Genomic DNA, 23,307 nt, shown 5'->3' on the forward strand with positions numbered 1-23,307 from the left:
TATTGATCGAGACTTCCGACCAGGAGCCACCATGAACCACCGCCCCATCCCTCGCCGCGCCCGGCTCGCGGTCGTCGCGACCCTCGGCCTCAGCGCGGTGCTCGCCGGCTGCGCCTCCGACAGCGAGAGCGACAGCGACGACGGCTTCGCCAGCGGCTCCTCGGGCGGCGGCACGGACTCGGTGGTCCTGGCCGAGCAGCCGTGGGTCGACCTGCAGGTCGAGAACGAGATCGCCGTGCAGGTCCTGGAGGAGATCGGCTACGACGCCTCCATCAAGAAGAACCTCTCGGTCGAGAACGCCGCCTCGGCGCTCGGCACGGGTGACATCGACGCCTACCTCGGCAACTGGTGGCCCTCGCAGGAGCCCACCTTCGGCGACCTGATCGACGGCGGCGACGTCGACGTCGTCTCCACCATGGTCACCGGCACCGAGTACGCCCCCGCCGTCCCGGGCGACGTGGCCGACGAGCTCGGGATCGCCTCGCTCGCCGACCTCGACCAGCACGCCGACGCGTTCGGCCGCAAGATCTACGGCATCGAGGCCGGCTCGCCCGGCAACGAGACCATCCAGGCGGCGATCGACGCCGACGCCTACGGCCTCGGCGACTGGGAGCTCGTCGCGAGCGGCACCCCCGCCATGCTGGCGCAGGTCGAGAAGTCGCAGAAGGACGGAGACCCGATCGTCTTCCTCGCGTGGAGCCCGCACTGGATGACCGTCCAGTACGACACCGTCTTCCTCGAGGACCCGGAGGAGGTCTGGGGCGGCGCCGGCGAGATCCGCACCGTCACCCGGGCCGGCTTCGCCGACGACAACCCCGAGATCGCCGAGTTCATCGGCAACCTCACCTTCACCACCGACCAGGCCGGCGAGTTCTACTACGCGCACGACAAGGAGGGCCAGGACCTGGCCGAGATCGCCTCGGCCTGGATCGAGGCCAACCGCGACGTCGTGGCGTCCTTCCTCGAGGGAGTGGAGGACGCCGAGGGCCAGCCGGCCGCCGAGGCCTTCGCGTCATGAGCACCTCCCAGGCGTCGGCGCCGCCGGCCATCGAGGGCCGTGGGCTGTCCAAGGTCTACGGACTCGGGCAGCGGCAGGCCGCGCGGGCGCTGGCCGCCGACGACCCCGCTGCCGCGGTCGCCGCCGCCGGCGGCTACCTCGGCGCCAGCGACGTGAGCTTCACGGTCGCCCGGGGCGAGATGTTCGTCGTCATGGGCCTGTCCGGCTCCGGCAAGTCCACCGTCCTCAGGATGATCAACCGGCTCAACGAGCCCACCGCGGGCGAGCTGCTGGTCGACGGCGAGGACATCACGCGGGTCGGCGACGGGCGGCTGCGCGAGCTCCGCAACAACGAGATCGGCATGGTCTTCCAGCACTTCTCGCTGTTCCCGCACCGCAGCGTGCGGGACAACGCGGCCTACGGCCTCAAGGTCCGCGGCGTCGCCAGGGCGGAGCGCTACGAGCGCGCCGACGCCGCCCTGGCTCGCGTCGGCCTCGACGGTCGGGGCGACAAGCTCCCCCACGAGCTGTCCGGCGGCATGCGCCAGCGCGTGGGCCTGGCCCGGGCGCTCGCGGTCGACCCGCCGATCCTGCTGATGGACGAGCCCTTCTCGGCGCTCGACCCGCTCATCCGACGCGACATGCAGGACCTGCTGCTGCAGCTGCAGGCCGAGGACCGGCGCACCACGGTGTTCGTGACGCACGACCTCAACGAGGCCATGCGGATCGGCGACCAGGTCATGGTGATGCGCGAGGGCAAGGTCGTGCAGTGCGCCCCGGGGGCCGAGATCGTCGCCCACCCGGCCGACGACTACGTCAGCGAGTTCGTCGCCGACGTGGACCGCGCGCGGGTGCTGACGGCGTACGACCTGCTCCGCCCCGCCAAGCTCGTGCTGCCCGTCGACGAGCGACCCGACGTGGCGCTGCGCCGGCTCGGCGACAACGAGGCGCAGGGCGCGTACGTCATCGGCGCGGGCGAGCGGCTCCTCGGTGTCGCGACCGACGCGGCCCTGCTCGCCGCGGCCAACCGGGGTGACGCCGACCTGTCCGGATCCGTCTCGCAGGACTACAGCACCGTGGAGCCCACCGCCCACATCGGCGACTTCATGCACCGCGCCGGCCGCCAGGTCGTCCCGATCACGGTGGTCGACGAGCGCGGTCGGCTCAGCGGCGTGGTGCCGCGCGCCGCCATCCTGTCGGCCCTGTCCACGGCGCCGCAGGCCGAGCGCGACCTCGACCGCACCCCGGAGGTGCTCAGTGCCTGACCTGCGCATCGGTGAACGCGGCGAGAGCGTCATCGACTTCATGACCGAGCACCTCGGCGGGTTCTTCGACCTGCTCAAGGAGATCCTCAACTTCGCGCTGCGGTCGGTCTACGACGTCCTCACGGCGTTGTCGCCGGTGGCCATGGTGGTGGTGCTGGTCGTGGTCGCGCTCGTCGCGACCCGGCGGGTGCTGCTGTCCGTCGGCCTCGGCCTCGGCCTGCTCGTCATCCAGTCGATGGACCTCTGGCCGGAGACGATGCAGACCATGGCCTCGGTCGTCGTGGCGACCGCGGTCGCGCTGCTGATCGGCATCCCGCTCGGCATCTGGTGCGCGTTCGACCCGGTGGTCCGCAGCGTGCTGCGGCCGGTGCTGGACCTGATGCAGACGCTGCCCGTGTTCGTCTACCTGCTGCCGACGATCCTCTTCTTCGGCGTCGGTGACGCACCCGGCCTGGTGGCGACCATCGTCTTCTCCGTGCCACCGGCGGTGCGACTCACCCAGCTGGGCATCAACCAGGTGGACGGCGAGACGGTCGAGGCGGCGGTGGCGTTCGGCGCCTCGCGGCGCGAGGTGCTGCGCGAGGTGCAGCTGCCCCTCGCGATGCCCTCCATCATGACCGGCGTCAACCAGGTCATCATGCTGGCGCTGTCCATGGTCGTCGTGGCGGGCCTGGTCGGCGGTGCCGGCCTCGGCGGTGTCGTGGTCAACGCCGTGCAGGGACTGCAGATCGCCGCCTCCATCGAGGGCGGCCTGGCCGTCGTCGTCATCGCCGTCTACCTCGACCGCGTCACCTCCGCCCTCGGCGGGCAGGGGCGCGCCGCACCCGCATGGTGGCCGCGGCGTCGCCCGGCCGCTCGCGTCCCCGCCGTCGCGGCGGAGCCCGCGACCGTCGCCTGACCCCTTCCCCGTCCACCGAAAGGACCCCTGCCATGACCTCCACGATCGACCGTCCCACCCTCACCGTGCAGCAGCTCGGTGGCCGCATCGGGGCCCGCATCGACGGCGTACGACTCGGCGGGGACCTCCCCGACAGCACGGTCGCCGCCGTCCGCGAGGCGCTCCTGCGCCACAAGGTCCTGTTCTTCCGCGGCCAGGACCACCTCGAGGACGAGCAGCACCTCGCGTTCGCCGAGCGCTTCGGCCCGCTCACCACGGCGCACCCGACGGTCAACACCGGAAGCGCCCGCGTGCTGCGCGTCACCGCCAACAAGGGCATGGCCGCCAACGCCTGGCACACCGACGTCACGTTCGTGGACCGCGTCCCGGCCATCAGCGTGCTGCGCGGCGTGGTCATCCCGCCCTATGGCGGCAACACCGTCTGGGCCAACACCGTGGCCGCCTACGAGGCGATGCCGGGTCCGCTGAAGGCGCTGGTGGACGACCTGTGGGCCGTGCACACCAACAGCTACGACTACGCCCAGCGCGACGAGGAGAACGAGCAGCCCGACGCCAACTACACGCGCGACGACTTCGCCTCGCAGCTCTTCGAGACCCGGCACCCCGTCGTCCGCGTCCACCCGGAGACGGGGGAGCGGTCGCTGGTGCTCGGCAACTTCGTGAAGGCCTTCGACGGCTTCAACAGCTCGGAGTCGACGGCGCTCTACCACCTGCTGCAGAACCGCATCACCCGGCTGGAGAACACCATCCGGTGGACGTGGCAGCACGGCGACGTGGCCATGTGGGACAACCGGGCCACCCAGCACTACGCCGTCGCGGACTTCGGCTCCGAGCCCCGGGAGATGCGCCGGATCACGGTCGCCGGCGACGTGCCGGTGTCGATCGACGGCCGCTCCAGCGAGGTCCTCGCGGGTGACGCCGAGGCGTACTCCCGCCTCGACGAGCTCATCAGCTGATCCGACGGCGACAGGCCGTCCGAGACCGGGGGAGGGTGCCGGCGCGCGCACGGGGGTGTGCCGGCACCCGTCCGGACGCCGGTCACCCCCAGCCGAGCGGGAACACCTCGAACGTGGCGGCGTGGGTGACGCCGAGCCCCTGGCCGCCGGCGCGGAGGATGCCGTCGAGGAACTCCTCCGGGTCCCAGCCCTCCCAGCCGAGGCCGTCGATGTAGGCGCGATGCTCCTTCAGCGAGGCCACGCCCGCGTCGAACGTGTCCGTCACGTCCACGGCGTGCGTTGCCCGGGGTGAGTTGCCGGCCCACACGGCGCGTACGCCGCCCCACGGCTCGAGGCCGTCGGTGAGCTGCTCGGGGAAGATCCACCGGTTGCCGGCGTCGCGCACGGCGTCGAGCAGCGCCCGGCCGACGGCGATGTGGTCGGCCTGGTTGAGGTTGCTGCCGCCGAAGGTCTCGCGGAAGTTGATGGTCATCGCGACGTCCGGGCGCTGCTCGCGCACGACGCGGGCGATGGCGCGCCTCAGCTCCACGCCGTACTCCAGGATCCCGTCGGGCAGGCGCAGGAACACCACCTCGTCGACGCCCACGACGCCCGCCGAGGCGATCTCCTCGGCCTCTCGCACCGCCGTGCACTCGTCGGGGTGGAGGCCGTCGATGCCGGCCTCGCCGCTGGTGACCATGCAGTAGACGACGCGCTTGCCCTGCGCCGTCCAGCGGGCGACCGCGGCCGCCGCGCCGTACTCGATGTCGTCGGGGTGTGCCACCACGAACAGCGCGGTCTCCCAGTCCTCGGGGAGCGCTTCGTAGGACGGAGGAGCGGGGCGGTCGTCGGTCATGCGCCCGAGCATGGCACCCGACCATTGGTGTAGTGAAACAGGTGACTTACTCCTATAAGGTCCGTCCATGACCTCGATCGCTCCCACCCGCCGCGGCTTCCTCGCCGGTGCCGCCGTCATCGGCGGCGCCGCCCTCGTCCCCGGCTCGCTGTGGCCCGCTGCCCCCGCCTCCGCCCGCCCGCCCCTGATCCTCAAGCCGACCCCGCCGGAGTGGTTCGTCGACCACGGCTCCAACGCCGAGATGCTCTGGAGCTCGGTCGACCGCGGCGCCTACCTCACGCCGCAGTCGCGCCTGTTCGTGCGCAACCACACGAGCACGCCGGTCATCAGCCGCGCCGGCTACGCACTGCGGGTGCACGGCGACGGGCTGGCGACGGCGCGGACCGAGGGCGAGGCGCTCACGCTGACCCTCGACGACCTCCAGCGGCTGCCCCGCCACGAGCTGACGGCGACGCACGAGTGCACCGGCAACGGACGGCGCTTCTTCGCCGAGCAGCAGGGCCAGACCGTCGCCGGCACGCCGTGGGCGCTGGGCTCGGTCGGCACCGTGCGGTGGCAGGGCGTGCGGCTGCGCGACGTGCTGGCCCACCTCGGCATCGCCTCCGACGCCGTGTCGGTGCAGGCGACGGGCCTCGACGCCCCGTACGTCACGGGCGGCGTCGACCACGGCCGCGTGCGCCGGCCGTTCCCCATCGCGAAGGCGCTGGACGACGCGCTCCTCGCGTGGGGCATGAACGGCGAGGACCTGCTTCCCGACCACGGCTACCCGCTGCGGCTGGTGCTGCCCGGCTGGGTCGGCATCGCGAGCATCAAGTGGCTGGGGTCGCTGGAGGTCTCCCGCAGCGAGCTCACCTCGCCCTGGAACACGCAGTGGTACCGGATGACCGGCCCGGGCTGGCCGGCGGACTCGCCGCCGCTGACGGTCAACCCCGTGCGCTCGGCCTGGGAGCTGGCCCCGGGGGCGCGGCTGCCGTCCCGCCCGGTGACGCTCACCGGCCGCTCGTGGAGCGGTGCGGCGAGGATCGCCCGGGTGTCGGTCAGCCTCGACGACGGCCGGTCGTGGCGCCCGGCGGTGCTCGACCGCAGGTCGCGGCGCGACCAGGGCTGGACCCAGTGGTGGGTGCGGTGGGGCAACCCGCGACCGGGGGTGCACCACCTGCTGGCGCGCGCCACCGACGAGGCCGGACGCACGCAGCCGCTCGAGGCGGCCGTCAACAGCCAGGGCTACTTCTTCGACGCGGTGGTCCGCCACCCGGTCGAGGTGGCCTGAGCGGTCCCGAGGAGCCGGGCTCCCCTCAGGCCATCACGCCGACGGCCTGGGGGGCGAAGCCCGGGAACACCTGCGCGACCGAGACCCCGAAGCGCCGGGTGACGACCTCGGTGAGCACGCTGCGGTAGTCGGTGGTGACCAGCAGGTCGGAGTCCAGCGAGTTGGCCAGACCGGGCCACGAGCCGTAGTAGCGGCCGCCCCGGACGCCCGCGCCGGCGACGAACATGACGTTGCCGAAGCCGTGGTCGGTGCCGTAGTCGTCGTTCTCCTTGACCCGTCGGCCGAACTCGCTCAGCGTCACCAGCGTGACGCGGTCCGCGGCGGGGCCGAGGTCGGCGAAGAAGGCGGCGATCGAGGCGGCCAGGTCGCCGGCGTTGCGCTTCATCTCGCCCCACTCGACGGTGCCCGCGTCGGTGTGCATGTCCCAGTCGCCCTGGTCGACGGTGATCACCTCGGCGCCGACGCCGGAGCGGACGATCCGCGAGACGTCGGACAGTGCCTTGCCGAGGCCGCTGCCCGGGTACGCCGTCGCGGGCTGACCGGCCGGCAGGTCGCGGGCGGCGCCGAAGGTCTCGGCGCCCGAGATCGCGTCGCGGACCGCCCGGCTCATGGGGCCGGTGCCCTTCCACGCGTGCTTGAGAGAGGCCAGGCGGCGCCCGTCCTCCTCCGTGCCGGCGACCTTGGCGTTGTCGACGCGGCCGACCACGAAGGCCGGGTTGGTGCCGAACAGCGAGGTCGGCACCTGGTTGCCCATCGCGGTGCCCTGGAGGGGGGACACGCCGGGCAGCTCGCCGAGGAGCCGGTTGAGCCACCCGTTGCGGGCGGTCGAGCCCGGAGCGGCGTCCTCGATGGCCTCCATGGCGGCGAAGTGCGAGCGGTTGGGCGTCGCCATGCCGGTGGCGTGCACCGCCGCGAGCGTGCCCGCCTCCCACATCGGCAGCAGGGGCGCGAGCGCCGGGTGCAGACCGAACATCGCGTCCTGCGCCAGCAGCGACTCGCGAGGTACGGCGATGCGCGGGCGCGCGGCGTAGTAGGTCGGGTCGGCGTGCGGGACGACCAGCGAGAGCCCGTCGGCGGCACCGCGGAGCGACAGCAGGACGAGCACCGACCCCGCCGGGTTGGCCAGGCGGGTGGCGGGGCGACCCGTGACGGCGTACGCGCGGGGACCCGAGCCGCCCAGGCTCGGTCCGAGGGCGATCGCGCCGCCCGCGAGAGCCGTGCCGATGAGGGCCCGGCGGCTCAGCGCGGTGCGCGCCTCGTCGTAGTCCGAGCAGCCGCAGGAGGTCTGGAACTGGTCAGTAGTCATGTCAGCACGCCAGGTGGTCGGGGGAGTCGAGGACAGCGGCGAGCAGCCGTGGGAAGCCCCACTGGTAGAGGCCGTGCTCGCGATCGATCTTTTCCTTGCGGCCGCAACCGGTGGCCAGGCACGCCGTTTCGACGAGGTGCTTCGAGGCCGGTCGGTGGAGCAGGTCGCGGCTCACCTCGTCGACGAGGTCCGCGAACCGGATCGGCTTCTTCGCCGGCACCCACGCGCTGGGCGTGCGGTAGTCGAGCTCCGCGGTGGGCCACCAGCCGCCGGCCATCGACCAGTGCATGCTCATCGAGCCGAGCGCCCGCGCCGGGGAGGCCCAGACGTCGTTCCGGACGGGTGTGCCGTCGGGTCGCGGCCAGGCGTGGGGCGAGAGCCCGAGCCCGGACGCCTGCCACAGGATGGCGTTGGCGCCGGAGTCGCCGCTGCGCGGCCGGCCGACCTCCACGCCGAGCGCGCGGTAGGTCGCCACCACGTCCTCGCTGGGGTCGCGGAGCTTGTCGCCGGCCGAGGTGCGGAACTCCTTGCTCGCCACGAGCGCCTGCAGCACCGGCACGATGGCGGTGTCGTTGCGCAGGTAGACCTTCGCGAGCCGTCGGACGAGCGACTGCGGCGGGTCGTCGCGCACGAACTTGGTGGCGAGCCGCTCGCACACGTGGTGCGCGGTGTCGGGGTGGTGGGCCAGGTAGTGCAGGTACTCCTCGGTCACCCTGCGGCCGTCCGCCTTCGCGTTCTTCGCGCTGAACCCGCGGACCTTGACCCGGCCGCGGTAGTGGTCCTCCTCGACGTAGGACGCCTTCCAGGTCTCCCACAGGTCCACGTGGTGCCCGGTGAGGATGCGGGCCGACGCCTTGACGTCGTCCTCGTCGTAGTTGCCGGTGCCGAGGGTGTGCAGCTCGAGCAGCTCGCGGCCCAGGTTCTCGTTGGGTGCGCGCTTGGTCGAGGTGGCGCCCGACAGGAAGATCAGCATCGCGGGGTGGGTCGTGGTCGCGGCGAGCAGCTCGTCGAAGCGGCCGAGGGCGTGGCGGCGGACCGTGTCGCCGTAGTCGACGCGCCACGTGAACTGCGCGTCCCCGCTCACGGGCACGTGGAGCATGGCCTCCCAGAACTCGGCCATCTTCTCGAGCACCGGGCGGCGGGTCCGGATCCGGCGCACGAGCAGCCAGCGGCCGTAGTCCTCCATGACCTCCCAGCCACCGCGGACCTCCTCGACCTGCCGCTTCCACAGCTCGGCCGGGCCGCGGTCGAGGTCGGGCCACCACCGGCGTACGCCCTCCGCGGCCCCGTCGGGGAAGGCGCCGGGTCGCGTCAGCTGCAGCTCGAACCACGCCGACGCCCCGCCGGCACGGCGTACGTCCTCGGCGAGCGTCGCGTCGACGCCGTAGCCGAAGCGCGTGACGAGATGGCGCTGCGCGGGCGTGAGCAGTCCTGCTGTGTTCCTGGCCACCGAGGTCCTCCCGTACCCGAGCCGCTTCCGAGACGCGCCACTGTCCCACGGCTGGGGCCGGAAGCGAAGCCGAAGCCCGAATCCGTTTGCGGCGACGCTGGCTCGTGCGGTCCCATGCGCACGTGGAGATCCAGGAGCTCGACCCGACCGACGCCGACGCCCGCCGGAGGTGGCACGAGGTGCGGGAGGGCTCCGTGCGGGCCGACCGGCCGCACGCATTGACCACCACGCTCGGAGCCTTCGAGGCCACGGCCACCGCGGCGAGCACCTACGTGGCCCGGACCTGGCTGCAGGCCGTGGACGGCTCGGAGGTTCTGGGTGTGGCGGAGCTGGAGCTCCCGCTCACGGAGAACCTCGACGTGGCGTGGTGCGAGGTGGGCGTGCTCCCCGGGCGCCGGAGGCGCGGCGCTGGGCGTGCCCTGTGGGACGCGGTGGTCGAGCGGTCCCGGGCAGCCGGACGCACCCGGGTCGGCGGCGAGGTGAGCGTGGACGTGGACGTCGCGGGAGCCGGCCACGCGTTCGCCACGGCCATGGGCGCCGTGGAGAGGCACCGCGAGGACCACCTGCTCGCCCGGCTGCCCGTCCCGGCCACGCCGATCGACCCTGACTACGAGGTAGTCACCTGGCGCGGCCGGTGCCCCGACGAGCACCGCGGGGCCTACCTGGCGATGCGCAACCAGATGAACGCCGACGTCCCCACGGGCGAGCTCGACCTCGAGACGACGGTGCTCGACGACGAGCGGCTGGCCGCCTCCGAGCGGGGCCTGATGAAGGCGTACGACGTCCGCGTGGCCGCCGCCCGCCGCCGCTCGGACGGGACGTTCGGCGGCTACTCACTGCTGTTTGTCCCGCACGGCGAGGACTACGGCTGGCAGGACGACACGCTCGTCATGCCCGAGCACCGCGGGCACCGGCTCGGCGCCGCCCTCAAGTCCGCCAACTACGCCGGCCTGCCCGACCACGTCGGCGTCGTCCACACCTGGACCACGCCCGACAACACCGCGATGCACCGCACCAACACGACGCTCGGCTTCCGCGTCGTGGAGCACATGTACGAGATGGAGGCGTCGATCGCCTCCGACGGCCCCGGATAGGGTGCCGCCCGAGGGGCGGTAGCTCAGTCGGTCAGAGCAGAGGACTCATAATCCTTGGGTCGTGGGTTCGAGCCCCACCCGCCCTACGAGGTCGCCGGTCCTGCGACCGTCGGTCGGACGACGCGCCGCTCAGACCTCGCCGGCGATGAGGTAGCCGTCGCCCTGCTGCGCCAGCTGCAGCTGCACCTGCTGCGTCGACGTGTCGCCCGAGGTGGAGACGTAGTCGATCGTGTACGACGCCGTCAGTGCGTCGGGGTCGACCCGGATGTCGTACGGCGTCGCGGAGCTGATCGTGTTCCAGAACCCCGCGTAGCGCTCGAAGCCACCGCTCTGGGCCTGGAACTCCGGGGTCAGCATCGCGAAGGTCGTCTCGGGGTCGGAGGTGACCGTCGCGAAGTAGTCCTGCACGAAGGACCGCATCGCCGCCCGGTCCCCGGTCCCCACGGGCTCGCTCGGCTCGGAGGTCGGCTCGTCCGTGGGCTCCTCCGTCTCCGTCGGCTCCTCGGTCGGCTCCTCGGTCGGCTCCTCCGTCGGCTCGTCGGTGGGCTCCTCGGACGGGGACGGGTCGGCCGAGGTGGACGGCTCCTGGTTGGTGTCCGACGAGCCGGCCGTCGTGTCGGTGCCCTCGTCGTCGGGCCAGAGCAGCCAGGCCCCGAGCGCGGCCACGGCGATCAGCGCGACGACGGCGGCGATCCAGCCGAGCGGACTCCTCCGCGACGTCGCGCCGCCCGGGTCGTGCGGCGGGGGAGGAGCAGCGGCCGACGCACCGGTGGCCGGTGGCGGCGGGTCGACCGTGGGCGTCGGCGTCGTCCGGGTCGCGTCCGACGAGGCGGGCGGCTGCGGTGTCGCGGCGACCGGCGCGACCGGAGCCGCGGCCAGCGGGGCGCCGAGCACCGCCGTGGCGCCGTCCACGTCGCTCTCGCCGCCGTCGTACGCCGGGGGTGCCGTGCTCGGCTCGCCGCGGGCGACCCGGCGCAGGTCGTCGCGCACCCGCAGTGCCGGCCACCGTCGCTCGGGGTCCTTGACCATCATCACGGCGAGGAGCCCCGCGAGGGGATGGCCGGCGGGCAGCCGGGGCGGGTCCTCGTGGACGATCTTGTAGAGCCCGCCCAGCACGTTGGCCCCGACGTCGTACGGCGGCCGGCCGACCAGGGCGTGCCACAGCGTGGCCCCGAGCGACCAGATGTCGCCCGCGGCCGTCGCCGGCTGGCCGGAGGCGATCTCGGGAGCGAGGTAGGCGGGTGACCCGGTGACCATCCCGGTCTGGGTGAGGGCGGCGTCGCTGGCGGCCCGGGCGATGCCGAAGTCACCGAGCTTCGCGTGGTCGTCGTCGCCGACCATGATGTTGCTCGGCTTGACGTCGCGGTGCACGATCCCGGCCTTGGCCGCCTGCACGAGGGCGTCGGCGGCCTGCGCGATGATGCCGGCGGCGCGCTCGGGCTCGAGCGGCCCTTCGGCCGCGACGACCTCGGAGAGCGTGCGGCCCTCGACGTGCTCCATGACGAGCCAGTAGCAGTCCTCGTCCTTGACGAGGTCGAAGATCGAGACGACGTGCGGGTGGCTGATCCCGGCGGCGAGACGGGCCTCCCGCTCGGCACGTGCGATGTCGTGCCCGGTGGTGCCGGGCAGGAGCCCGATGCGCTTCACGGCGACCGACCGCCCCAGCACCTCGTCGTGCGCGAGGTGCACGATGCCGGCTCCGCCGCGTCCGATCTCCCGCTCCAGGCGGTACCTGCCTGCAATCACGTGTCGGCCCCTTCCGTGGCTCCCGTTCAGGCTAACGACCCGTCGGGGGACCGCCTCACCCGTGGGGACCTGTGCCCTCGAGGCTGTGCGCGCGGTGCCGCCGGCCCGGGGGTGCTAGCACCATCGGCCATCTCGCCGTCGGGGCCGACCGGGACCACGCTGGTCACACCGACCCAGGAGGAAGCCATGACCAGCACGACCACCCTCATCACCGGCGCCGCGCGCTCCCTCGCCCTCACGCTCGCCCTGCCGCTCGCCCTGGCCGCCCTGGTCCTCGGCCTCGCAGGGTCGCCCGCAGGCGCGACCTCGTCGCCCGACGGCCCGACGTCGTCGCTGCGCAGCGCCGACGACCGCAGCGACGACCGCAGCGATGACGACAACGGCGACGACGACAACGGCGGGGGCGACGACGACCGCGTCATCCGCACCGGCAGCTGCACCGGCGGTGCGGACTGGAAGCTCAAGGTCAAGACCGACGACGGCCGCCTCGAGGTCGAGGGCGAGGTCGACAGCAACGTCGCCGGCCAGCGCTGGCGCTGGACCCTGCGCCACAACGGCTCGGTGAGCGACCGCGGTGTCGGCACGACCACGGCCCGCAGCGGCTCCTTCGAGGTCGAGCGCAAGATCGTCGACCTCGCGGGCACCGACGCCGTCGCCTTCCGGGCCGTGCGCGACGGCCAGGTCTGCCGGGGTGTGGTCAACTACTGACCTCACCGGAGGACGACCGCATGCGCTGGCTGAAGAATCCCGTGGTGCAGTTCCTGGCCACGGGATTCGTCATGCTCGTGGTGGTGCTGGTCGCCACGAGCGCCCTCAGCCGCTCGGCCGCGGACGAGGAGGCCGTGGCCGATGCCCGCTCGCTCACCCGGGTGCTCGGCACGTCGGTGGCCGAGCCGGCCATCCCGAGCGGCCTGGTCGACGGCGACGCCGCCGCGATCGACCGCCTGGACCGTACGGCGCTCGACCGGCTGCTCGTCGACGACGTCCTGCGCATCAAGATCTGGGACGTCGGCGGCACGGTGCTCTACAGCGATCGCACGGAGCTGATCGGCGCGGTCTACCCCCTCGACGAGGACGAGCTCGAGGTGCTGCGCGACGGTGGCACCGACGCCGAGCTGTCGGACCTCTCGAAGCCGGAGAACCGGTTCGAGCGGGACGTCGGCGGGGACCTGCTCGAGGTCTACACGCGGATCGAGTCGCCGGAGGGCGAGCCGCTGCTCTTCGAGGCCTACCTCGGGGTCGACCGGATCCGGGAGAGCCGGGCGCAGGTGCTCGCCCGGTTCCTGCCCATCACCATCGGCTCCATCCTCGCGCTCGTGGTGCTGAGCACGCCGCTCGTGTGGCTGCTCTCGCGCCGCATCTCGCGCGCGGCCCGCGAGCGTGAGCAGCTGCTCGAGGCGGCGGTGCGGGCCTCCGACGGCGAGCGGTTGCGCATCGCGCGCGACCTCCACGACGGCGTCGTCCAGGACCTGGCCGGGTCCTCGATGGCCCTCTCCACCGTGGCCGCCCGCACGGCCGGTCCGGACCGCGCGCAGCTGGAGGAGGTCGGCCGGTCGCTCCGGGTCAGCATGCGGTCCCTGCGGTCGCTGCTCGTCGAGATCTACCCGCCGGACCTGCACACCGCCGGCCTGGCGGCGGCGGTCGACGACCTGGTCGCCCCGCTGGTCGCGGCCGGCATCGTGGTCGACGCCGACGTCAGCGGGGACCAGGACGCGCCCCGGTCGGCGGTCGCCCTCGTCTGGCGGGTCGCCCAGGAGGCCGTGCGCAACGTGGTCCGGCACTCCCGCGCGACGCGGATGTCGCTCACGGTCCACCGGCAGGGCGGCGCGCTCGTCCTCGAGGTCGTGGACGACGGGGTCGGCTTCGCGCCCGGGACCCTCGTCGCGACCGACCGGTTCGGCCTGCGCGCCGCGGAGAGCCTCGTGCACGAGCACGGCGGGTCCCTGGAGGTCGAGTCCGCGCCCGGCTCGGGCACGATGGTGCGCGTGGAGGTGCCGCTCGCATGATCCGTGTGGTGCTGGCCGACGACCACGCCGTCGTACGCCGTGGGCTGACCGGCCTGCTGGAGTCGACCGACGACCTCGAGGTGGTCGGCGTCGCCCGCGACGGGAGCGAGGCCGTCGACCTGGTGCGCGAGCACCGCCCCGACGTCGCCGTGATGGACCTGCAGATGCCCGTCCTGGACGGCGTCGAGGCGACGCGCGCCATCGTGGCGGCGGCCACCGGCACCGAGGTCCTGGTGCTCACCTCCTTCTCCGACCACGCGCGGATCGACGCCGCCCTCGGAGCGGGCGCCGTCGGCTACCTGCTCAAGGACGCCGAGCCGGAGGTCCTGCTCGACGGGATCCGCGCCGTGGCGCGCGGGGAGTCGCCGCTCGACCCGCGGGCCGCCCGCCGGCTGCTGACCCGCGCGGCCGGCTCGCGCGAGACCTCAGCGGGCGCGGCGCCGGCCGGGCTCTCGCCCCGCGAGGCCGAGGTGCTGCGCCTCGTCGTCGACGGACTGCTCAACAAGCAGATCGCCCAGCGTCTCGGCATCACCGAGCGGACCGTGAAGGCGCACCTCACGTCCGCCTACCAGCGCATCGGGGTCGCCGACCGCACCCAGGCCGCCCTGTGGGCGCAGCGGCACGACCTGGGTGGCCGGACGCCGTAGGGGACGGGCCGGACGGGCTCAGCCCTCGCCGGCGATCCGGTAGCCGTCGTCGAGGCGCTGGAGCTGGAGCCGGATCCGGTCGGTGCTGCGGGCGCCGGACTCCATCACGTAGTTCACCGTGTAGCCGACGGTGAGGTCCGAGGGGTCGCTGCTGACCTCGGCCAGCGTCGCGGACTCGACCTTGCCCCACCAGCCCAGGTAGCCCTCGAAGCCGCCGCTCGCCGCCTGGAACTCCGGCGTCAGCTGCCGGAAGGCCGCCCGCGGGTTGCTCGTGACGGTGGAGATGTAGGACGTGATGAACGCGTCCATCTGCTCACGCGTGTCCGCGGCGGAGAGCGGGGGAGTGCTGCCGGCCGACGACGTCTCGGGCGTCGTCGTCTGCGACGCCGGTGCCGAGCCGCGTTGCTCGTCCGGTGCCGCCTCCGGGGTGCCGCGCCCGGCCCAGACGTACGCCGACACGACGGCCGCGACCGCCAGCACCGCCGCGGCGGCGATCCACGCCCACCGGTGGTCGCGGGGTGTCCGCGCGCGGACGGGCACGGGGGCGGGCGGCATGACACCGGTCTGCTCCGGAGGAGCGGGTGTCGGCGGGGCGATCGGCACGGTGGAGACCTGCCCCTGCGAGATCCGGACCAGCTCGTCCCGCACGCGGGGGAGCGGCCACCGGGCCGCGGGATCGCGGTTCATCATGACCGTGAGCAGCCCGGCCATCGGGTGGTCCTCGGCCAGCCGCGGCGGGTCCTCGTGGACGATCTTGTAGAGCGCCCCGATGAGGTTGTCGCCCACCTCGTACGGCGGCTTGCCGGTCACCGCGTGGTAGAGCGTGGCGCCCAGCGACCAGACGTCGCTGGCGGGGGTGGCGGAGGAGCCGGATGCGACCTCGGGCGCGAGGTAGGCCGGTGACCCGGTGACCAGCCCGGTCTGGGTGAGCGACGGGTCGTCGGCGGCCCGCGCGATGCCGAAGTCGTTCAGCTTGGCGGAGTCGCCGGCGATCATGATGTTGCTCGGCTTGACGTCGCGGTGGACGATCCCGTTGGCGTGGGCCTCGATCAGCGCGTCCGCCGTCTGGGCCAGGAGGGCGGCGGCGGGGCGGGCGTCGAGCGGACCCGAGTCCCGGACCCGCTCGCTGATCGTCTGCCCGTCGACGTACTCCATGACGAGCCAGCGCACGTCCCCCTCGTCGACCAGGTCGAACACGGAGACGACGTGCGGGTGGTTGAGGGCCGCGGCGAGGCGGGCCTCGCGCTCGGCGCGCTCCAGCTCGGCGAGGTCGGAGCCCGGCGTCGTGCCGATGCGCTTGATCGCCACCTGCCGGCCCAGCACCTCGTCGAGGGCCAGGTGCACCGTGCCGGAGCCGCCACGGCCGATCTCCCGCTCGAGCCTGTACCTGCCTGCGATCACGTGCCGTCCCTCCTCCGCGCTCGCCCTAGGCTAGTGCCCGTCCACGAACCCGACTCACCCGAAAGAACCCCCATGACGACCCCGAACGTCCTTGACGAGCTGGAGTGGCGCGGCCTGATCGCGCACTCCACCGACCGCGACGCGCTCCGCGCGGCGCTGGGCGAGGGGAGCGTCAAGTTCTATGTGGGCTTCGACCCCACCGCGCCGAGCCTCCACATGGGCAACCTGGTGCAGCTGGTCACCGCCCGCCGGCTGCAGGACGCCGGCCACACGCCCTACGTCCTCGTCGGTGGCGCCACCGGCATGATCGGCGACCCCCGCGACTCGGGGGAGCGCACGCTCAACTCGCCGGACACGGTGAAGGAGTGGACCGAGCGGGTCCGCCAGCAGGTGTCGCGGTTCGTGGGCTTCGAGGGCGACAACGCCGCGACCACGGTCAACAACTACGACTGGACCGCCTCGCTCTCGACCATCGACTTCCTCCGTGACATCGGCAAGCACTTCCCGGTCAACCGGATGCTGGCGCGCGACACGGTCAAGCGTCGTCTCGAGTCCGGGATCAGCTACACCGAGTTCTCCTACGTCCTGCTGCAGTCCATGGACTACCTCAACCTGTTCCGCGAGCACGGTGTCTCGCTGCAGTTCGGCGGCTCCGACCAGTGGGGCAACATCACCGGTGGTGCTGAGCTCGTACGCCGCGTGACCGGCGGCAGCGCCTACGGGTTCGCCACGCCGCTGATCACCAAGAGCGACGGCACCAAGTACGGCAAGACCGAGGGCGGGGCGCTGTGGCTCGACCCCGAGATGCTCTCGCCCTACGCCTTCCACCAGTTCTGGCTCAACGTGGAGGACGAGAAGGTCGGTGAGCTGCTGCGCATCTTCACCTTCCTCCCGCGCGAGGAGATCGAGGACCTCGAGCAGCAGACGGCCGAGAAGCCGTTCCTGCGCGCGGGGCAGAAGCGCCTCGCCGACGAGGTGACCGCGCTGGTGCACGGCGCCGAGGAGGTCGAGCAGGCCAAGGCGGCTGCGGCGGCCCTGTTCGGCGGGGGAGACCTGGCCAGCATCAAGCCGGAGACGCTGGCCTCTGCGTTGCGCGAGACCGGAGGTACGACGGTCCCGGCCGCCGACCTGCCGGGGATCCTCGACCTCCTCGTGGCCGCGGGCCTCGTCAAGAGCAAGGGCGACGCGCGACGCACCGTCGCCGAGGGCGGCGCCTACCTCAACAACGTGCGCGTCGAGGACCCCGAGCTCGTTCCCACGGGCGCGGACCTCGTCGCGGGGTCGTGGCTCGTGCTGCGACGGGGCAAGAAGAAGTTCGCCGGGGTGCAGGCGGTCTGAGGGTCGCGGAACGGGTGCTGTCGGGCAGGTGTGGACCTGCCCGACCACCCCCGCCCAGGCACCCCCGACACCCGCCGCCGAACGCCCCATGCGTCACAACAGGCCTCTGACCTGCGAAGACGTCGATGTGCCCGCGGTCACACGGTTTCGATTTGCATGCCGCCCGGGCGTTGTCTAATGTTCTCTTTGTCGCCAGGGAGCGGCGGGGAGCAAGACCGGTCAGGTCGGGCTCCCGGCCCCGGGCAGGACAACCCGAAGCGGTCATCGGTCACGGTGACACCAGTGGGTCAGAGCGAAACAGTCGAGGATTTGACCCGACAGAAAAGCGCTCGCTAAGTTTCACCAGCTGCCTCACGCAACCGAGGTCCTCACCGGATCGCGATGTGGGTGCGTCTGATTCTTGAGAACTCAACAGTGTGTTTGATTAGTCGACGAATTAGTTTGTTATGCCCCGTTGACGTTGTTGGCTGGCTTGCCTTTTGGGTGGGTTGGTTGATGGTGTCGCGGTTTCTTTGACGATGATTCTGGCAATTGATGTCAGTTTTGTTCTGTCAGGGGATGTGGCTCTCTTTTCCTTGCATGCTCTTTTGGGGTGTGTGGGGTGTAGTTTTCGATGGAGAGTTTGATCCTGGCTCAGGACGAACGCTGGCGGCGTGCTTAACACATGCAAGTCGAGCGGAAAGGCCACTTCGGTGGTACTCGAGCGGCGAACGGGTGAGTAACACGTGAGTAATCTGCCCCTGGCTTTGGGATAGCCACCGGAAACGGTGATTAATACCGGATATGACTCGTGACCGCATGGTTGTGGGTGGAAAGTTTTTCGGCCAGGGATGTGCTCGCGGCCTATCAGCTTGATGGTGAGGTAATGGCTCACCATGGCTTCGACGGGTAGCCGGCCTGAGAGGGTGACCGGTCACACTGGGACTGAGACACGGCCCAGACTCCTACGGGAGGCAGCAGTGGGGAATATTGGACAATGGGCGGAAGCCTGATCCAGCAACGCCGCGTGAGGGATGACGGCCTTCGGGTTGTAAACCTCTTTCAGTACCGACGAAGCGCAAGTGACGGTAGGTACAGAAGAAGCACCGGCCAACTACGTGCCAGCAGCCGCGGTAATACGTAGGGTGCGAGCGTTGTCCGGAATTATTGGGCGTAAAGGGCTCGTAGGCGGTTTGTCGCGTCGGGAGTGAAAACGCCGTGCTTAACACGGCGCTTGCTTTCGATACGGGCAGACTAGAGGTATTCAGGGGAGAACGGAATTCCTGGTGTAGCGGTGAAATGCGCAGATATCAGGAGGAACACCGGTGGCGAAGGCGGTTCTCTGGGAATGACCTGACGCTGAGGAGCGAAAGTGTGGGGAGCGAACAGGATTAGATACCCTGGTAGTCCACACCGTAAACGTTGGGCGCTAGGTGTGGGGTCCATTCCACGGATTCCGTGCCGCAGCTAACGCATTAAGCGCCCCGCCTGGGGAGTACGGCCGCAAGGCTAAAACTCAAAGGAATTGACGGGGGCCCGCACAAGCGGCGGAGCATGCGGATTAATTCGATGCAACGCGAAGAACCTTACCTGGGTTTGACATACACCCTGCCGCTCCAGAGATGGGGCTTCTTTTGGGGGTGTACAGGTGGTGCATGGCTGTCGTCAGCTCGTGTCGTGAGATGTTGGGTTAAGTCCCGCAACGAGCGCAACCCTCGTTCTATGTTGCCAGCATGCCCTTCGGGGTGATGGGGACTCATAGGAGACTGCCGGGGTCAACTCGGAGGAAGGTGGGGATGACGTCAAGTCATCATGCCCCTTATGTCCAGGGCTTCACGCATGCTACAATGGCCGGTACAAAGGGCTGCGATCCCGTGAGGGGGAGCGAATCCCAAAAAGCCGGTCTCAGTTCGGATTGGGGTCTGCAACTCGACCCCATGAAGTCGGAGTCGCTAGTAATCGCAGATCAGCAACGCTGCGGTGAATACGTTCCCGGGCCTTGTACACACCGCCCGTCACGTCACGAAAGTCGGCAACACCCGAAGCCGGTGGCCCAACCCTTGTGGAGGGAGCCGTCGAAGGTGGGGCTGGCGATTGGGACGAAGTCGTAACAAGGTAGCCGTACCGGAAGGTGCGGCTGGATCACCTCCTTTCTAAGGAGCACACGCCCCGACCAGTGGCGAATGTTCACTGGCGCATGGTGGTGTTCACTAGTGGAATCGTCGACGCACCGGGTCTGTCTGCTCCTTCGGGGGTGGGTGGGCCGGCCCTCTTCGGGGGGTGTGGTGTTACTCAGGCCCTGCGTTGGTGGGGGTGGGGTCAAGCACACTGTTGGGTCCTGAAGGATCAGCCGTTTCGTCCCCAGCTTGTCTGGGGGTGTGGGTTGGTTGTTCTGGTCCTCCCTTCGTTCGAGGTCTCACTGTGTGGGGTCGAGAGGGTTGGTGGGGTTGTTGTTTGAGATCTGCATAGTGGACGCGAGCATCTTTGCAACTAGGAAGTTTCTGGTTGTGAATATTGTTGTGGCGTGGCCGGCTTTCCTTGCCGGTGCGCCACGTTGTGTGAGCCTGCTGCTTCTTTGATTGGGGAGTGGCGGGTGTTTCTCTGTGCGTGTCGACACGGCGTGTGTTGTTTTGACGTTGTTGAGACAAGCTATGAAGGGCACATGGTGGATGCCTTGGCATCAAGAGCCGATGAAGGACGTTGGAGCCTGCGATAAGCCCTGGGGAGTTGGCAACCAAGCTGTGATCCGGGGGTGTCCGAATGGGGAAACCCAGCACGAGTCATGTCGTGCTACCTGCACCTGAACACATAGGGTGTGTGGAGGGAACGTCGGGAAGTGAAACATCTCAGTACCGACAGGAAGAGAAAACAACAGTGATTCCGAGAGTAGTGGCGAGCGAAATCGGATGAGGCTAAACCTTGCGTGTGTGATACCCGGCAGGGGTTGCACGCAGGGGGTTGTGGGACCGCTCGACCTCATCTGCCGGTGGGGTACAGAGTAAGAAACCAGTGTGGAAGTCGAAGCCGGTTGGAAAGCCGTACCGTAGAGGGTGATAGGCCCGTAGACGTAAAGCGCTGGCTCTGGAGCGTGTTCCCAAGTAACACGGAACCCCTGAAATTCCGTGTGAATCTGGCGGGACCACCCGTTAAGCCTAAATACTCCTTGATGACCGATAGCGGACAAGTACCGTGAGGGAAAGGTGAAAAGTACCCCTGGCGGGGAGTGAAATAGTACCTGAAACCGTGTGCCTACAATCCGTCGGAGCTTGCCCCTTGTGGGTGGGTGACGGCGTGCCTTTTGAAGAATGAGCCTGCGAGTTTGCGGTGTGTTGCGAGGTTAACCCGTGTGGGGTAGCCGTAGCGAAAGCGAGTCCTAATAGGGCGATTCAGTAGCGCGCTCAAGACCCGAAGCGAAGTGATCTATCCATGGGCAGGTTGAAGCGTCGGTAAGACGACGTGGAGGACCGAACCCACTTAGGTTGAAAACTGAGGGGATGACCTGTGGATAGGGGTGAAAGGCCAATCAAACTTCGTGATAGCTGGTTCTCCCCGAAATGCATTTAGGTGCAGCGTTGCGTGTTTCTTGCCGGAGGTAGAGCACTGGATAGCCGATGGGCCCTACAAGGTTACTGACGTTAGCCAAACTCCGAATGCCGGTAAGTGAGAGCGCAGCAGTGAGACTGCGGGGGATAAGCTCCGTAGTCGAGAGGGAAACAGCCCAGACCATCAGCTAAGGCCCCTAAGCGGTGACTAAGTGGAAAAGGATGTGGAGTCGCATTGACAACCAGGAGGTTGGCTTGGAAGCAGCCACCCTTGAAAGAGTGCGTAATAGCTCACTGGTCAAGTGATTCCGCGCCGACAATGTAGCGGGGCTCAAGTCATCCGCCGAAGCTATGGCATTCACACTCAAGCTCAGCATCGACTTGATCGGTGTTCAAGTGTGTGGATGGGTAGGGGAGCGTCGTGTGGGCAGTGAAGCGTCGGAGTGATCCAGGCGTGGAGGCCACACGAGTGAGAATGCAGGCATGAGTAGCGAATCACGGGTGAGAAACCCGTGCGCCGAATGATCAAGGGTTCCAGGGTCAAGCTAATCTGCCCTGGGTAAGTCGGGACCTAAGGCGAGGCCGACAGGCGTAGTCGATGGACAACGGGTTGATATTCCCGTACCGGCGAAGTTGCGCCCATGACGAACCTGGTGATGCTAACCACCCGAAACTCATCGGACCGGACCCTTCGGGGCGAGGCTGGTGGGCGGAGCGTGGGACCCGAGCTGGTAGTAGTCAAGCGATGGGGTGACGCAGGAAGGTAGCCCAACCACAGCGATGGTTGTCTGTGGGCAAGCGCGTAGGACGTGGTGTAGGCAAATCCGTACCACTCACTTTGATGTGGAGTCTGAGACGTGACGCGGAGCCCGTATGGGCGAAGTGGGTGATCCTATGCTGTCGAGAAAAACCTCTAGCGAGCAACGAGCCGCCCGTACCCCAAACCGACTCAGGTGATCAAGTAGAGAATACTAAGGCGATCGAGACAACCATGGTTAAGGAACTCGGCAAAATGCCCCCGTAACTTCGGGAGAAGGGGGGCCCGGATCGTGTACCCACTTGCTGGGGAAGCGTGAAGGGCCGCAGAGACCAGGGGAAAGCGACTGTTTACTAAAAACACAGGTCCGTGCGAAGTTGTAAGACGATGTATACGGACTGACTCCTGCCCGGTGCTGGAAGGTTAAGAGGACCGGTTAGGCACTTGTGCCGAAGCTGAGAATTTAAGCCCCAGTAAACGGCGGTGGTAACTATAACCATCCTAAGGTAGCGAAATTCCTTGTCGGGTAAGTTCCGACCTGCACGAATGGAGTAACGACTTTCCCACTGTCTCAACCATGGACTCGGCGAAATTGCACTACGAGTAAAGATGCTCGTTACGCGCGGCAGGACGGAAAGACCCCGGGACCTTTACTATAGTTTGGTATTGGTGTTTGGTACGGCTTGTGTAGGATAGGTGGGAGACTGTGAAGCCCTCACGCCAGTGTGGGTGGAGTCAACGTTGAAATACCACTCTGGTCGTACTAGATGTCTAACCTAGGTCCGTTATCCGGATCAGGGACAGTGCCTGATGGGTAGTTTAACTGGGGCGGTTGCCTCCTAAAATGTAACGGAGGCGCTCAAAGGTTCCCTCAGCCTGGTTGGCAATCAGGTGGCGAGTGTAAGTGCACAAGGGAGCTTGACTGTGAGACAGACATGTCGAGCAGGGACGAAAGTCGGAACTAGTGATCTGGCCACGGCATGTGGAAGCGTGGTCACTCAACGGATAAAAGGTACCCCGGGGATAACAGGCTGATCTTCCCCAAGAGTCCATATCGACGGGATGGTTTGGCACCTCGATGTCGGCTCGTCGCATCCTGGGGCTGGAGTAGGTCCCAAGGGTTGGGCTGTTCGCCCATTAAAGCGGCACGCGAGCTGGGTTTAGAACGTCGTGAGACAGTTCGGTCCCTATCCGCCGCGCGCGCAGGAAACTTGAGAAAGGCTGTCCCTAGTACGAGAGGACCGGGATGGACGAACCTCTGGTGTGCCAGTTGTTCTGCCAAGAGCACGGCTGGTTGGCTACGTTCGGAAGTGATAACCGCTGAATGCATCTAAGCGGGAAGCACGTTTCAAGATGAGGTTTCCCACCACGTAAGTGGGTAAGGCCCCCCACAGAACATGGGGTTGATAGGCCGGAGGTGTACAGCAGCAATGCCCAGCCGACCGGTACTAATAGGCCGAGGGCTTGTCCCAACCACGTACAAGACCACACACGCACCACGGTCGACCCACGCGCAAAAAAACGAACACACAGTTCGCGTCCACTAGGCAGTTCCCAACCAACACACCCACCCCCACACCACCCAGCAACTGAGCTGGCGTGCACCGTGGGGCAGGGGGACATGGTTGAAAGAGTTACGGCGGCCATAGCGAAACGGGAAACACCCGGTCCCATACCGAACCCGGAAGTTAAGCCTTTCAGCGCCGATGGTACTGCAACCGAGAGGTTGTGGGAGAGTAGGACGCCGCCGGACATACAGTTGGCAGAGGCCACCAGATACCTGGTGGCCTCTGCGCCATTTCGGGCCCCCGCACGAGTAG

The 23,307-nt window shown here is 68.9% G+C and carries 15 protein-coding genes, 1 tRNA gene and 3 rRNA genes; 14 read left to right on the top strand and 5 right to left on the bottom strand.

The window, feature by feature from the left end:
• Positions 1-31 precede the first annotated feature (31 nt).
• Genes SHK17_RS07490 through SHK17_RS07505 form a run of 4 tightly spaced genes read left to right on the top strand, consistent with a single transcriptional unit; the run spans position 32 to position 4,116 of the window.
• Complete coding sequence (locus tag SHK17_RS07490) at positions 32-1,018, top strand: ABC transporter substrate-binding protein (protein WP_322921614.1); 987 nt, start codon at positions 32-34, stop codon at positions 1,016-1,018.
• Positions 1,015-2,262 carry a quaternary amine ABC transporter ATP-binding protein gene (locus tag SHK17_RS07495; protein ID WP_322921615.1) on the top strand — a complete coding sequence of 416 codons (1,248 nt, stop codon included), beginning with the start codon at positions 1,015-1,017 and terminating at the stop codon, positions 2,260-2,262. Before SHK17_RS07490 ends, SHK17_RS07495 begins: the two co-directional genes overlap by 4 nt.
• Positions 2,255-3,160 (top strand): ABC transporter permease, encoded by a 906-nt coding sequence (locus SHK17_RS07500; RefSeq protein WP_322921616.1) that lies wholly within the window; start codon positions 2,255-2,257, stop codon positions 3,158-3,160. Before SHK17_RS07495 ends, SHK17_RS07500 begins: the two co-directional genes overlap by 8 nt.
• A 32-nt stretch (positions 3,161-3,192) precedes the next feature.
• Positions 3,193-4,116 (top strand): TauD/TfdA dioxygenase family protein, encoded by a 924-nt coding sequence (locus SHK17_RS07505; protein ID WP_322424458.1) that lies wholly within the window; start codon positions 3,193-3,195, stop codon positions 4,114-4,116.
• An 82-nt stretch (positions 4,117-4,198) separates the two neighbouring features.
• On the opposite strand, the gene SHK17_RS07510 is transcribed toward SHK17_RS07505, so the two are convergent.
• Positions 4,199-4,951 (bottom strand): PIG-L deacetylase family protein, encoded by a 753-nt coding sequence (locus SHK17_RS07510; protein WP_322424457.1) that lies wholly within the window; start codon positions 4,949-4,951, stop codon positions 4,199-4,201.
• A gap of 67 nt (positions 4,952-5,018) precedes the next feature.
• Between SHK17_RS07510 and SHK17_RS07515 the strand changes: the two genes are divergently transcribed.
• A complete protein-coding gene (locus tag SHK17_RS07515; protein ID WP_322424456.1) occupies positions 5,019-6,221 on the top strand; it encodes a sulfite oxidase in 1,203 nt (400 codons plus the stop codon).
• Between the two features lie 25 nt (positions 6,222-6,246).
• Here SHK17_RS07515 and SHK17_RS07520 read toward each other — a convergent pair whose 3' ends face one another.
• Both SHK17_RS07520 and SHK17_RS07525 read right to left on the bottom strand, forming a co-directional pair.
• Positions 6,247-7,527, bottom strand: a complete 1,281-nt coding sequence (locus SHK17_RS07520; protein ID WP_322921617.1) for a DUF1501 domain-containing protein — start codon at positions 7,525-7,527, stop codon at positions 6,247-6,249.
• A gap of 1 nt (position 7,528) precedes the next feature.
• Positions 7,529-8,977 (bottom strand): DUF1800 domain-containing protein, encoded by a 1,449-nt coding sequence (locus tag SHK17_RS07525; RefSeq protein WP_322921618.1) that lies wholly within the window; start codon positions 8,975-8,977, stop codon positions 7,529-7,531.
• Positions 8,978-9,099: 122 nt separating this feature from the next.
• On the opposite strand from SHK17_RS07525, the gene SHK17_RS07530 reads away from it, so the two are divergent.
• On the top strand, positions 9,100-10,071 hold the full coding sequence (locus tag SHK17_RS07530) for a GNAT family N-acetyltransferase (protein WP_322921619.1): 972 nt from the start codon (positions 9,100-9,102) through the stop codon (positions 10,069-10,071).
• A gap of 12 nt (positions 10,072-10,083) precedes the next feature.
• Positions 10,084-10,157: transfer RNA gene (locus SHK17_RS07535), tRNA-Ile, on the top strand.
• 43 nt (positions 10,158-10,200) lie between these two features.
• On the opposite strand, the gene SHK17_RS07540 is transcribed toward SHK17_RS07535, so the two are convergent.
• Positions 10,201-11,817, bottom strand: coding sequence for a serine/threonine-protein kinase (locus tag SHK17_RS07540; protein ID WP_322921620.1), 1,617 nt, complete (start codon positions 11,815-11,817; stop codon positions 10,201-10,203).
• A gap of 186 nt (positions 11,818-12,003) precedes the next feature.
• Between SHK17_RS07540 and SHK17_RS07545 the strand changes: the two genes are divergently transcribed.
• From SHK17_RS07545 to SHK17_RS07555, 3 genes are read left to right on the top strand one after another with little or no spacing between them, the layout of a single operon-like run.
• Positions 12,004-12,525 carry a hypothetical protein gene (locus tag SHK17_RS07545; RefSeq protein ID WP_322921621.1) on the top strand — a complete coding sequence of 174 codons (522 nt, stop codon included), beginning with the start codon at positions 12,004-12,006 and terminating at the stop codon, positions 12,523-12,525.
• Positions 12,526-12,545: 20 nt separating this feature from the next.
• Positions 12,546-13,823, top strand: a complete 1,278-nt coding sequence (locus tag SHK17_RS07550; protein WP_322921622.1) for a sensor histidine kinase — start codon at positions 12,546-12,548, stop codon at positions 13,821-13,823.
• Complete coding sequence (locus SHK17_RS07555) at positions 13,820-14,470, top strand: response regulator transcription factor (RefSeq protein WP_322921623.1); 651 nt, start codon at positions 13,820-13,822, stop codon at positions 14,468-14,470. Before SHK17_RS07550 ends, SHK17_RS07555 begins: the two co-directional genes overlap by 4 nt.
• An 18-nt stretch (positions 14,471-14,488) precedes the next feature.
• Here the strand turns inward: SHK17_RS07555 and SHK17_RS07560 are convergent, their stop codons facing one another.
• Positions 14,489-15,871, bottom strand: a complete 1,383-nt coding sequence (locus tag SHK17_RS07560) for a serine/threonine-protein kinase (protein ID WP_322921624.1) — start codon at positions 15,869-15,871, stop codon at positions 14,489-14,491.
• A 72-nt stretch (positions 15,872-15,943) separates the two neighbouring features.
• Here SHK17_RS07560 and tyrS point away from each other — a divergent pair, with 72 nt between their 5' ends.
• The 4 genes from tyrS (at position 15,944) to rrf (ending at position 23,240) form a co-directional block, all read left to right on the top strand.
• Complete coding sequence (gene tyrS, locus SHK17_RS07565; protein WP_322921625.1) at positions 15,944-17,209, top strand: tyrosine--tRNA ligase; 1,266 nt, start codon at positions 15,944-15,946, stop codon at positions 17,207-17,209.
• Positions 17,210-17,819: 610 nt separating this feature from the next.
• Positions 17,820-19,341: ribosomal RNA gene (locus SHK17_RS07570) — 16S ribosomal RNA — on the top strand.
• Positions 19,342-19,830: 489 nt separating this feature from the next.
• A 23S ribosomal RNA gene (locus SHK17_RS07575) occupies positions 19,831-22,959 on the top strand.
• Positions 22,960-23,122: 163 nt separating this feature from the next.
• Positions 23,123-23,240: ribosomal RNA gene (gene rrf, locus SHK17_RS07580) — 5S ribosomal RNA — on the top strand.
• The 16S, 23S and 5S rRNA genes sit together here, the layout of an rRNA operon.
• Positions 23,241-23,307: the final 67 nt, after the last annotated feature.

Origin of the sequence: Nocardioides renjunii, from assembly GCF_034661175.1 — a bacterium.
GTDB classification, from domain to species: Bacteria; Actinomycetota; Actinomycetes; order Propionibacteriales; family Nocardioidaceae; genus Nocardioides; species Nocardioides renjunii.